Annotated in this window: 8 protein-coding genes and 1 pseudogene; 6 read left to right on the top strand and 3 right to left on the bottom strand. The window is 70.4% G+C overall.

Annotated elements, in window-relative coordinates:
• Window positions 1-4: 4 nt before the first annotated feature.
• The 3 genes from C0010_RS07710 to C0010_RS07700 form a co-directional block, all read right to left on the bottom strand.
• Window positions 5-922 carry a DUF6807 domain-containing protein gene (locus C0010_RS07710; protein ID WP_105566487.1) on the bottom strand — a complete coding sequence of 306 codons (918 nt, stop codon included), beginning with the start codon at window positions 920-922 and terminating at the stop codon, window positions 5-7.
• 230 nt (window positions 923-1,152) lie between these two features.
• Window positions 1,153-3,660 carry a rhamnogalacturonan lyase gene (locus tag C0010_RS07705; protein WP_158685372.1) on the bottom strand — a complete coding sequence of 836 codons (2,508 nt, stop codon included), beginning with the start codon at window positions 3,658-3,660 and terminating at the stop codon, window positions 1,153-1,155.
• Between the two features lie 138 nt (window positions 3,661-3,798).
• On the bottom strand, window positions 3,799-4,833 hold the full coding sequence (locus C0010_RS07700) for a LacI family DNA-binding transcriptional regulator (RefSeq protein ID WP_105566486.1): 1,035 nt from the start codon (window positions 4,831-4,833) through the stop codon (window positions 3,799-3,801).
• A 295-nt stretch (window positions 4,834-5,128) separates the two neighbouring features.
• Between C0010_RS07700 and C0010_RS07695 the strand changes: the two genes are divergently transcribed.
• From C0010_RS07695 to C0010_RS07670, 6 genes and pseudogenes are all read left to right on the top strand, one after another.
• Complete coding sequence (locus C0010_RS07695; RefSeq protein WP_105566485.1) at window positions 5,129-6,406, top strand: ABC transporter substrate-binding protein; 1,278 nt, start codon at window positions 5,129-5,131, stop codon at window positions 6,404-6,406.
• A gap of 173 nt (window positions 6,407-6,579) precedes the next feature.
• Window positions 6,580-7,869, top strand: a complete 1,290-nt coding sequence (locus C0010_RS07690) for an ABC transporter substrate-binding protein (protein WP_105566484.1) — start codon at window positions 6,580-6,582, stop codon at window positions 7,867-7,869.
• 57 nt (window positions 7,870-7,926) lie between these two features.
• The gene (locus tag C0010_RS07685) at window positions 7,927-8,907 is read left to right on the top strand and encodes a carbohydrate ABC transporter permease (RefSeq protein ID WP_105566483.1); all 981 of its coding nucleotides are present in this window, start codon (window positions 7,927-7,929) and stop codon (window positions 8,905-8,907) included.
• The gene (locus C0010_RS07680; RefSeq protein ID WP_105566482.1) at window positions 8,904-9,794 is read left to right on the top strand and encodes a carbohydrate ABC transporter permease; all 891 of its coding nucleotides are present in this window, start codon (window positions 8,904-8,906) and stop codon (window positions 9,792-9,794) included. Before C0010_RS07685 ends, C0010_RS07680 begins: the two co-directional genes overlap by 4 nt.
• Window positions 9,795-9,798: 4 nt before the next feature.
• Window positions 9,799-10,446: a hypothetical protein gene (locus C0010_RS14940; protein ID WP_158685370.1), complete on the top strand. Its 648-nt coding sequence runs from the start codon at window positions 9,799-9,801 to the stop codon at window positions 10,444-10,446.
• Between the two features lie 19 nt (window positions 10,447-10,465).
• Window positions 10,466-12,469: pseudogene (locus C0010_RS07670) on the top strand (beta-galactosidase); the annotation flags it as partial.
• Between the last annotated feature and the right edge of the window lie 53 nt (window positions 12,470-12,522).

Raw genomic sequence — 12,522 nt, 5'->3', positions numbered from 1 at the left:
GTCGTCACGACCCCGCGCCCGCGAGCACGCGCCTGACCGAGCCGAGCAGGTCCTGCGCGCCTCCGGCGTCGGCGTCGGCGATGCCCACTCCGTACCGGAACGCCGCGCTCTCCCCCGCGCGGATCACGACCTCCTCGCTGAAGAAGGGGGCGGGGTTCAGCGCCGCGTACTCCTCCGAGCGCGCGAACCACTGGGGCGGGTGGTGGGGGTTCGCCGCATCGTCGAGCATCAGCACGAGGCTCGTCGCGTCGGTTGCGTCCTGCCTGCCCTCGAAGGCCATCCACTCGTGCCGCTGGCCGCGCACGTCGCCGCCGGAGCCGGTGCCGGCGGCGGTGACGAGGGTTCCGTCCGTGAACGAGCGCAGGCCGCGCCAGAACAGGCCGCCGTAGCCGGCGTTCTCGCGGCCCTTCGTGGTCGGGGAGCCGAGCGCGATCGGGCCTCCCGAGACGTTCTCGAGGGTCGTCGCGAACGTCATCACCCACGATCCGGCGTCGCTGAGGTGCGCCTCGATCCGCCTGACCTCGGCCATGTACGCCCCGCCGGCCTGCGTCGTCCAGTCGAGCTCGTGCTCGATCGCGACGCCGTCGTCGTCCTGGGTCAGCTCGGTGAACGCGCGGTGCGCCTGCGTGCCGTTGTTCGGCAGCTGCACATACCCCTCGCCCCGGATGTACGTCGGCCCGCCCCAGAAGTTCTGATCGTTCACGACCGGCAGCGACCACGACAGACCCTTGTGCCAGACGTGGTCGTGCGGCCGGTACAGGCTGACGTCGTTGCCGGCACGGGTCCGCAGCGGGTGCACGTACGGGCGGGGCGACTCGAGCTGCGGATCGTCGGGCGCGTACACGTAGCGGAACAGCTCGACCTCGCCGTCCCGCACCGCGATCTCGCGGCCGATCTCGTGGGTCATCCTCAATCCGGTCATGCGCCTGTCTCCTGGTTCTGATGCGGCCGCGGCACCCTGCCGCCGCTCGTTGTCGCTTCGCGCGGGTCGTCGCTCTGGTTCTGTCCCGCGCCGATGACGGCGACGCGGCGGCGCTTCGGCTCGTGCGTCGTGGCGGTGGCTTCCTCCTGCGAGATCCGCGCCTGCGGGAATGGGTCCAGCGTACGGAACGGGAGGCCGCGCTCCAGCGGGGCGCGGCCTCCCGTTCCGCGTCAGCGACCCGTGCGGAACGTATGCGACCAGGTCGCCTCGCCGTCCGTACGGAACCACGTGTCCGCCACGGCCGTGATCTCGACCGCCCGCTTCTCCCGGTGGAAGCCCGCCTCGACCGGTTCGCCGTCGACGTAATAGGTCACGTGATCGGCATCCGGGATGACGTAGCCGTCGCGCCCCAGGCCCGGCCGCTCCACGAACTCCGGGGCGGGCGCCGCCACGGGCTCCGTGAGCACCGGCACGTCGGCGAAGTCGGTGTCGCTCGCGAGCATGTAGCTCGTGTAGCTCGGCTGGTTGTACGCCGTGTTCTGGCGCGCGACCTCGACCCGGTACTGAGGGTCGTGCATCAGCGTCGTCAGCTTGCGATCGGTCGGGTCCGTCGACATGTAGACCCGGATCTCGGTGCTGTCCGCGTCGCGGACGAGCAGTTCCTCGCGCCAGTCGCCCGTCACGTCCGCGACGAGGCCCGGGTTTCCCTTCGTGCCGTTGTTGGTGCGGGTCCCCTCCGCCGTGAAGAGCGTCTCGCCCTCACCGTTCTCGATGCGGACGTTCTCGTCGCCGTAGCCTGCGACCAGTTGCGTCGTCCCGTCCGCGGCCCACCGGATCGACGCGTTCGTGCCCGCGGTCGCCGTGCCCAGGTCGGAACCGGGAGGCATCGAGGCCCAGTACTCGAGGCCCTCGCGCTCCGGATCGATGTCGCCGATCATGCCGCGGCCCGTGTCGCGGCCCGAGTACTCGCCGTCGATGATCTCGCCCGTCGCGGCGTCGCGCAGCGCCCAACCGTACGGCGCGTAGCTGCCGCCCTCATGCACCGTGAAGATCTCGAGGCCGTCGCGCCCGGGAACGATGTCGGTGACGTGCATCGCGTCCCCGTGGCCGAGCTTCGCCGTGGCGCCGGGGTCGGCGCTCCCCTCGGGCAGCACGTCGTGCGAGCTGTACAGCAGGGAGCCGTCGTCGTCGACCGTGGCGGCGCCGTAGACGATCTCCTGCGCGCCGTCGGCGTCGACGTCGGCGGCCGACAGGGAGTGGAAGCCCTGGCCCGCGAGCGCGCCGAGCTCCGGGTCGGAGCCGACGCCGCCGTGCGGCCCGTCGTCGAACGGGTTCGTCATCGGCACGTGCCCGCTGTCGGAGACCCATCGGATCGAGAGGCGCTCGCCGTCCCAGTCGTACGCCGCGATGACGGCGCGCGTGTAGTAGCCGCGCGCGAAGACGGCCGAGACCGACTCGCCGTCGAGGTTCGCCGCCCCTGAGAGGAACCGGTCGACGCGGTTGCCCGGCTCGATGCGGCTCATGGCGTAGTCGCCCCAGAGCAGTCCGTCGTCGCCGCGGCCCGGTTCGTAGTCGACCGTGTCGAGCTCGGCGCCCGTGTCGCCGTCGAACACCGTGAGGTATTCCGGGCCCGTGAGGATGAAGCCCTCGAACTCGCGCAGCAGGTTCCTGCCGCTGCGCTGAACCGCCCACTCGTCGATGAAGTAGTCGGCGAGCTCGGCCGCGTCCGCGCCGCTGAGCGGGTAGTCGTAGCGCTGCTCGATACCGAGAGCCGCCTCGATGGTCGCGGGCCACTGGCCGGAGACGACCTCATCGCGCTCGGCCCATCCCTCGAAGATCCCGGCGAGGTGCTCCGCATAGTCGTCGGCCGACATCCGGTAGTCGTCGTCGTTCGCGACGCCGGCGTCGACGTCGCGCTGCGGCAGTGTGATCGGCGTCGTCTCGCCGCCGGCCGTGACGGTCGTTCCCGGCGCCGTCTTCACCATGATCTCCGCACTGCCGTCGCCGTCGAAGTCCTCGACGACCACCTGCGCGTAGTGCGCGCCCGATCGGATGTTCCTGCCCAGGTCGATGCGGTGCAGCAGCGTGCCGTCGGCCTCGTACGTGTCGAGGATGGTGCTCCCCGTGTACCCGCGCTGCGAGACGTCCTTCGCGTTCGACGGGTACCACTTGACGACGTACTCGTACTCGCCGTCGCCGTCGACATCGGCGACCGACATGTCGTTCGCCGCGTACGTGTACTCCTCGCCCTCCGGGTGCAGGACGCCGGCCGGCGTGCGTCCACCCTCGGGCTTCTGCAGCGGGATCGACCCGTACTGACCGCCCCACGGAGCGACCACGTCGCTGCGCTCCAGCTCGACGCCGTTGACGATCGGGGCGACCTGGTACCGCGAATCCGCCGAGCCCTCGGCGTCCTGATAGTTCGTGCTGTCGGTTACGGTGGCGATGCGCTCGCCGTCGCGGTACAGGGCGAAGTCCGCGCCCGTCATCCCCGTGCCGGAGGCGCCGGTCGTCTCGCCGCCCAGCAGGCGCCAGCTGACGAACACGCCGTCGTCGGTCGTCGCGGCCGCGAGGCCGCGCCCCAGGTCCTGCTCGAGCTGCGCCGGCACGTGCTCCCGTGCGCCCGATGCGGGCGCCGCCGATGCGGCGACCACTGGCAGGGTCAGGGCGAGCGCGGCCGCGGCAGCGCACGCGCCGATGCGCAGCGCCCTGGGCCGGATGAATGCCGAGTTCTCCATCGAATCTCCTCTTCGTCACGTCGCCGCGCACCTTCGCCCACCCGGATGTAGCAAGCGCTTTCCCGCACCGACGGTGTCACGTTAGCGCGTCGGGTCCGAACGTTTCAACCCCGGTGGCGTGGACGCCAGGGGCAGCCGTCAGCCGACGGTCGACGCGCGGATGACGAGTTCCGGGGCGTAGACGACGTTCTGCCGGGGCTCCGGCGAACGGCCGATCGCACCCAGCAGGAGCTCCGCCGCTCGCCGCCCCATGTCCACCGCCGGCTGCCGGATCGACGTGAGCGGCACGGCGGCGACGCGCGACAGGGGCGTGTCGTCGTAGCCCACGACGGCGACGTCCTCCGGCACGCGCACACCCCCGTCGACGAGCGCCCGCACGAGGCCGGCCGCGAGATGGTCGTTCGAGCAGATGATCGCGTCGGGCAGGTCGCCGGCGGCCCCCGCGGCGAGCTTCGCGCCGTACTCGAGCCCCGCCTCCGGGTCCGTCCGGTGCAGGCGCTCGGCCGCCATGGTCGAGCCGGCCGCGGCCAGCACCTCGCGCGCCCCGTCCTCGCGATCGCGCACCTGGGCGAGTTCGCGGCGCGAGCCGAGGAACAGCACCCTGCGCCGCCCGGTCTCGAGCAGGTGGCGGGCCACCATGTCGGCCGCCGTGCGGTTGTCGAACGACACGGACGAGAGGGTGCCGGTCTCGTCCGCGCCGTCGACGAGCACGACGGGGATTCCGTGGGAGCGGAGGCTCCGGATCGCGGACGACGTGTCACCGAACGGCGTGATGAGCGCGCCCTCGACATGGACGGAGCGGAACAGGCCGAGGTGGTCCTTCTCCGTCTGCGCGCTGTCGGACACGTTGCCGGAGAACACGCGCATCGACCGGGCGGCCGCCGCCTGCTCGGCGCCGGAGATCAGCGCGCCGAAGAAGGGGTTCCGGATGTTGATGACCGTCATGCCGATCAGCCCGCTCTTCTGCGCGCGCAGCATGCGCGCCGCCGGCGACGGCGCGTAGCCGAGCTGCTCGACGGCGGCGGAGACGCGCGTACGCGTCGCGTCGCTGACCCGTTGCGGCCGATTCAGCGCGTTCGAGACCGTCGCGATCGACACGCCGGCGTGCTCGGCGACGTCGCGGATCCCGATGCGCCGGGTCCGGCGCGCGGGCTCGAGCGTGCCCCCCTGCATGGGCGCCTCCTTCGTGCTCTTCGTCGACGATGACGGATCGGCGCGCAGGTCGTGCGCACGAGAAATCGCTTTCCGCCACCCTACCGCGCGCGAACGGCCCTCCCGCCGCCCACCGCGCACGAACGGCCCTCCCGCCGCCCACCGCGTCGGCGCACGACCCCCGGCGCACCGAGCACCCGGCGCCGTCGCGGACGGCGCCATCGGCCGTCATCGGGGTTGTGAATCGTTTTGATTCCTTCTATTGTGTCGCGAGCAAGCGCTTTCCTATCAGCTCGCACCAGAGAAGAGAACCGCAATGAAGCTATCCCTCCGACGCTCCCTGACCACCGTCGCCGTCCTCGGCGTCGCGGCCGGCGCACTCGCCGCCTGCTCGTCCGACGGCGGCGAGTACGACCCCGAAGCCGAGGTCGAGCTCACCTTCACCTGGTGGGGCAACGACGATCGCGCCCAGCGCTACCAGCAGCTCATCGACGCCTTCAACGAGGAGCACCCGAACATCACGGTGAACGGCTCGTTCACCGACTTCCCCGCGTACTGGGAGAAGCGGCAGACCGAGGCGGCCGGCGGCGGCCTCCCCGACGTGTGGCAGTTCTCCGACACCTACCTGCGCCAGTACGCCGAGAACGGCCTGCTCGCCGACCTCGGCGAGCTCAGCGAGTACGTGTCGACCGACGCGATCGACGAGGGCCTGCTCGGCACCGGCGCCCTCGAGGGCACGCAGTACTCGCTGCCGATCGGCTACAGCACCTGGTCGGTGTTCCTCAACGACGACATCCTCGCCGAGCACGGCATCGAGCCCTACGCCGGCGGCACGACCTACGCCGAGTACTCGGAATGGATGGCCGACGTCACCGAGGCCACCGGCGGCGAGATCTACGGCGGCACCGACTACACGCAGCGCATCCAGAACTTCGAGAACGTCCTGCGCGCCGAGGGCGGCAACCTCTACACGGAGGACGGTGAGCTCGGGTTCACCGAGGAGCAGCTCGCCGCGTTCTGGGAGAGCGGGGCGGCCGACCGCGACGGCGTCACGGTGCCGCAGCAGGCGCTCGAGGAGATCACCCCCGTCTCGGGCTTCGGCGGCAACCTCACGGCCAGCGAGGCGAGCTGGAGCAACTTCATCGCCTCCTACCTCGGCGACTCCGGCGCATCGAGCATCTCGGTGGTCGCGCCGCCGCTCGACGTCGAGGGCGCCCAGGACCTGTACCGCCAGGCGGGCCTGCAGATGGCCGTCTCCGAGTCGAGCGAGCACCCCGAGGCCGCCGCGATCTTCCTCGACTACGTCGTGAACAGCCCCGAGGCCGGGGAGATCTTCGGCACCTCGGTCGGCTTCCCCGCATCCGACACGAAGCTCGAGGGCGCGACCCTCGAGGGCCCCGACCAGCAGGTCGCCGACTTCCTCGAGTCGGTCGAGGACCGCATCGGCGACGCACCGCCCGTCCCCGTCGCCGGCTACGGCTCGCTCGAGCAGAAGTTCTGGGACCTCGGCAAGGAGCTGGGGCTCGGCACCGTCACCGTGGACGAGGCCGTCGAGCAGTTCTTCAGCGAGGCCGACGTCATCCTCGGCAGCTGACCCCGGTGCGGCGGCGGCACGGCGCCGCCGCCGCACCCCTCCGGGCGATCGTTACGCCCTCGAGACTTGTAAAACGTTTTGAGCTTCCACTAGAATCTTGGCAAGCGCTTTCCAGCGCTGGCCCGAACTCAGCTTCGTGACCGAACAATGATGTTCTGAAAGGACGAGCAACGATGCTTCGCACGACAAGACTCCTCTCGGCCGTCGCGGGAACCGCGATCGCCGGCCTCGCACTCGCGGGCTGCTCCGGCGGCGGGAGCGACGGCTACGACCCCGACGAGGAGATCACCCTGAACTTCTCGCTCTGGGGCAACGACCAGCGCGCTGACCTGTACCAGCAGATGTTCGACCTGTTCACCGAGGAGCACCCGAACATCACGATCAATTCGTCGTTCCTCGACTTCCCCGCGTACTGGGAGAAGCGCCAGACCGAGGCCGCCGGCGGCGGTCTGCCCGACGTGATGCAGTTCGACTACTCGTTCCTGCGCCAGTACGCCGAGAACGGCCTGCTGCTCGACCTCACGCCGTACATCGGCGAAGAGATCAGTGACGAATCGCTCTCCGACGACATCCTGGCGATCGGCGAGGTCGCCGGCGGCAACTACGGCATCACCACCTCGACGAACGCGTGGGGCCTGTTCGGGAACACGAAGCTGCTCGCCGACGCGGGCGTCGAGGACTTCGCCGGCGGGTCGTTCGAGGACTACAACGCCTGGATGAAGGAGGCGACCGAGACCGCGCAGGCCAACGGCGTCGACGCATGGGGCGCGACCGACTGGTCGGGGCGCATCCAGCTCTTCGAGCTGTACATGCGCTCGCAGGGCACCGACCTGTTCTCCGAGGATGGCGAGCCGCAGTTCACCGAGGACGACCTGCGCACGTTCTGGGCGATGGGCGAGGAGGCGCGCGCCGACTACGGCTTCCCCGCGAAGAACCTCGAGGAGATCGCACCGCTGAGCGGCTTCGACGCCGCCTTCGTGATGAGCGAGGGCACGTGGGACAACTTCGGCGCCGGGTACCTCGGCAACCTCGGCGAGGACTACACCGAGCTCAGCCTGCAGGCCCCGCCGTACTTCGAGGAGGACGCGAAGGACCTCTACCTCAAGCCCTCGATGCTGCACGCCGTCGCCGAGGGCACGGAGCACCCCGAGGCATCGGCGATGCTGGTCGACTTCCTGATCAACTCGGAGGAGTCGGGCGAGGTCTTCGGCACGAACCGCGGCCTCCCTGCGTCGACGGTCGCGCTCGAGGCGGCGGAGCTCGACGAACTCAGCACGCAGATCAAGGACTATGAGGCGTCGATCGCCGACCGCCTGGGCTCGGCCCCGCCCGTGCCGATCGTCGGCTACGGCTCGCTCGAGCAGAAGTTCCTCGAGCTGGGCAAGGAGCTCGGCTTCGGCACGATGACCGTCGACGAGGCCGTCGAGCAGTTCTTCGGCGAGATGGACGCGGCGCTGAACTGATGCTGTCACCGGTGGGCGGCGCACCCCGCGCCGCCCACCGCTACCGATCGGGAGATCATGAGCACAACTGAGACGAGGCGGGTCGTGACCGCCGACGGCGGTTCGCAGAAGGGCGGTGTCCGCTGGGAGCGCTCCGCCGCCCACCGAAAGCGGACGCTGAGGGAGACCGCGGCCGGATACACGTTCCTGCTGCCGTGGATCATCGGCTTCCTCGGGCTGACGCTCGGGCCGATGGCGTACTCGCTGTACCTGTCGTTCACCGACTACAACCTGTTCTCGGCGCCCGAGTGGGTCGGGTTCGAGAACTACATCCGGCTGTTCACGGACGACCCGGTGTTCATCCAGTCGGCGCAGATCACCCTCGTCTACGTGCTGGTCGGCACCCCGATCAAGCTCGCGGCGGCACTGGCGATCGCCCTGCTGCTGAACTACCGCGACAGGGGCGCCGGCTTCTTCCGCTCGGCGTTCTACGCGCCCAGCCTGATCGGCGCGTCGGTGTCGGTCGCGATCGTGTGGCGTGCGATGTTCAGCACCGACGGCCCCGTCGACAGCACCCTGCAGGTCTTCGGGATCAACTGGGGCGGGTGGATCGGCAACGTGAATCTCGTGCTGCCCATGATGATCCTGCTCGCGGTGTGGCAGTTCGGCTCTACCATGGTGATCTTCCTCGCGGGCTTGAAGCAGGTGCCGAAGGAGCTGTACGAGGCGGCGGAGGTCGACGGCGCCGGCGCGCTGCGCCGGTTCCGGGCCGTGACGATCCCGATGCTCTCGCCGGTGATCTTCTTCAACCTGCTGCTCGAGCTGGTCGCCGCGTTCCAGGTGTTCGCGTCCGCGTACATCATCTCCAACGGCACCGGCGGCCCCGCCGGCATGACCAACTTCATCACCCTGTACCTGTACAAGCGCGGCTTCACCGACACGCAGATGGGCTACGCCTCCGCGATCGGGTGGATCGTGATGATCGCCGTCGCGGTCATCGCCGTGATCCTGTTCCGCACCCAGAAGAACTGGGTCCACTACACGGGAGAAGACCGATGACCGCCACCGCTCTCGTCACGACGGGCAAGCCGGCCCCCCGCAAGAAGATCACCCGCCGCGGCTGGCAGACGGTGATCTGGTTCATCGCGCTGCTGCTGATCGCCGCAGTCGTGATCTACCCGCTCGTGTGGCTCTTCGCCTCGACGTTCAAGCCGAACAGCGAGTTCGGCCAGAACCAGGGGCTCATCCCCATCGACCCGACCCTCGAGAACTACGCGACGGTCTCCGAGGGCATCGGCGGCGTGCCGATGTGGCGGTTCTTCCTGAACTCCACGATCCTGTCGGTCGCCGCGGTCGTCGGAACGCTGTTCTCGTCGTCGCTAGCGGCCTATGCGTTCGCGCGCATCAAGTTCAAGGGCGTGGCGATCCTGTTCGCGGCGATGATCGGCACGCTCCTGCTCCCCGTGCACGTCGTGATCATCCCGCAGTACATCTGGTTCAACCAGCTCGGCCTCGTCGACACGTTCGTGCCGCTGATCCTGCCGAAGTTCCTCGCGACGGAGGCCTTCTTCGTCTTCCTGATGGTGCAGTTCATCAGGGGGCTCCCGAAGGACATGGACGAGGCGGCCCGGATCGACGGCGCCGGCCACGGGCGCATCTTCTTCTCGATCATCCTGCCGCTCATCAAGCCGTCGATGGTGACCGGCGCGATCTTCGCGTTCATCTGGCAGTGGAACGACTTCCTCGGCCCCCTGCTCTACCTGAACAGCCCCGAGAAGTACCCGCTCCCGATCGCGCTGCGCCTCTACAACGACCAGACGTCGACGAGCGACTACGGCGCGACCGTCACCGCGTCGTTCATCGCCCTCATCCCGATCCTGCTGTTCTTCATCGTGTTCCAGCGCTTCCTGGTCAACGGCGTCGCGACGCAGGGGCTGAAGGGCTGACGCGATGAGCAGGCAGCAGCGCGCGATGCGCCGCGCGGCGCGCACCGGGATCGGCCCGACGCACGACGCGCCGGCGCCGAACCCGGGCGCGGTCGGCGCGTTCGCCCTCCTCGGCGAGGTGCTGCTGGTCGGGGTCGTCGTGGTGGGCTTCGGCTTCACCGTGCTGACCCTGCCGGCGGCCCTCGCGGCCGGCATCCGGCACGTGCGTCGGTTCGTGCGCGCGGAGGGATCTCCGTTCCGCGCCCTGTGGGCCGACTTCCTCAAGGCGCTGCCGGCGGGCCTGCTCGTCGGTGCCGCGACCGCGCTCCTGGGCGGCGTGCTCGCGCTGGACATCGTGGTCGCTCGCTCGGGTGCGATGCCCGGCGGCCCCGTGATCGAGGCGCTCGGCTGGGTGATCGCGGCCGCGGCGGCGGGCGGGCTCCTCCTCGTCTGCGCGGCGTGGACCTCCGAGGCCGGCTGGCGCGCGGCCTTCCGCGCCGCCCCAACCGCCGTCGCGGCGGACCCCATCGGCGCACTCTACGCCGTCGTCGCCGCGTGCTTCGTCGGCCTCGCCGGGTGGATGCTGCTGCCGCTCGCGATCCCCGCCGCCGGATGCGCGGCCCTCGCGGCCGTCGCCGCCCCCGCCCGCAGGCGCGGCAGAAGCACTGCCTGATCCGCAGACTGATCCGCAGGTGAGCCGCACCCAGGGGTGCGGCTCACTCGTTCCGACCGAGAGAACTGGAGCCATCGTGCTGTACGGAGCCGACTACAACCCCGACCAATGGCCGGAGGAGATCTGGCCGGAGGACGTCGAGCTGATGCGGGAGGCCGGCGTCACGACCGTGAGCCTCGGCATCTTCGCGTGGTCGCGCCTCCAACCGGGCCCCGACACCTGGGACTTCGGCTGGCTCGACCGCATCGTCGACCTGCTGCACGCGGGAGGCATCGGGGTCAACCTCGCGACGGCGACCGCCTCGCCGCCGCCGTGGGTCACGAGCGCGCACCCGGACGTCCTGGCCGCCGACGAGAACGGCTCCCCGTACTGGCACGGCTCGCGCCAGCATCACTCCCCCGCCTCGCCGACGTACCGGCGCCTCGCCGCCGAGCTCGTGCGCCGCCTCGCCGAGCGGTACGCCGACCACCCCGCCATCGTGATGTGGCACGTGGACAACGAGCTCGGCTGTCACCTGAACGAGGAGTTCTCGGATTCGGCTCGGGACGCGTTCCGGGCATGGCTCGCCGACCGGTACGGCGACGTCGAGGGCGTCAACAGGGCGTGGGGAACGGCGTTCTGGTCGCAGCGGTACGGATCGCTCGACGAGGTCTTCCCCCCGCGGAGGGCGCCGTTCATCCGGAACCCGGCCCAGGTGCTCGACTACAAGCGCTTCATGTCGGACATGTGGCTCGAGATCTACGTGATGCAGCGCGACATCATCCGCGCCTCCGGCGCGACGCAGCCGATCTCGACGAACATGATGGGCGCGTTCCCGCCGGCCGACTACGCGAAGTGGGCCGAGCACATCGACGTCATCACGGACGACTGCTACCCCGACCCTCTCGATCCGCAGCGGCCGCTGACGACGGCGTTCCAGCGCGATCTGGTGCGCTCGCTCAAGCGCGGGCAGCCGTGGATCCTGATGGAGCAGGCATCGGACGCCGTGAACTGGCGGCGGACGAACCCGTCGAAGGCGGCGGGCCAGTTGGCCGCGGAGACGGCGCAGTCGATCGGCCGCGGCGCCGACGGCATCATGTTCTTCCAGTGGCGCCAGTCCCGCTCCGGTGCCGAGAAGTTCCACTCGGCGATGATCCCCCAGGCCGGCACCCGGACCCGGACATGGCGGGAGGTCGTCGCGCTCGGCGAGCGTCTCGCGCGGCTCGGCGAGCTGCCGCCGCCCGCCGACGACGCCAGGGTCGCCCTCATCTTCGACTGGGAGAACTGGTGGGCGGTCGAGGGCGATGGGCACCCGACCACCGTCGACTACCTGCAGCTCGTGCGCGACTGGCACGCCGCGCTCACCCGCAGGGGCGTCATGGCCGACATCGTGCCGCCCGAGAAGGTCGACGACCGCTACCGGCTCGCGCTCGCACCGTTCCTGTACCTCCTGCGAGACGAGGGCGCCGCGGCGCTGAGGGCATTCGTCGAGCACGGCGGCGTTCTCGCCGCTGGCCCGTTCACCGACGTCGTCGATGGGAACGACGCCTTCCGCGAGGGCGGGTTCCTCACGCAGCTCGGCCCGATGCTCGGCGTCGCGTTCGAGGACTTCCGGGCGCTCGTGCCGCCCGCCCGCGCCAAGATCGCCGAACGAGCCGGGGAGCTCGGGTCGTCCGACACCGCCGAACGCGACGAGCGCGCGTACGCCCGCTACGCGGGCCGCGTCGCGGGCGAGGGCACCGTGCTCGCCGAGGCCGTCTGGGCGGATGACGCCGAGGTCGTGTCGAGCTACGGGACCGGGCCATCGGCGGGCCGCCCCGCGCTCACCCGCCGTGCGCACGGCGACGGCTCCGCCTGGTACCTCACGACGCACCCGTCGCTCGGCTCCCTCGACCCCGTGCTCGGCGTGCTGCTCGACGACGCCGGCGTCTCGGGCGAGCTCGCCGAGGTTCCCGAGGGGGTGGAGGTCGCCCGCCGCGGCGACCTGCTCACGGTGATCAACCACGGCGCGGAGCCGGTGTCCGTCACGCTGCCGGCCGGCGAGAAGCGCACGCTCGAGCCGCAGGGGTACGCGTTCATCACGTCGCCCCGCCGCGG

It is taken from the genome of Microbacterium halophytorum, from assembly GCF_002970975.1.
GTDB lineage: Bacteria > Actinomycetota > Actinomycetes > Actinomycetales > Microbacteriaceae > Microbacterium > Microbacterium halophytorum.
This window is presented reverse-complemented; position numbering and strand designations above follow the sequence as displayed.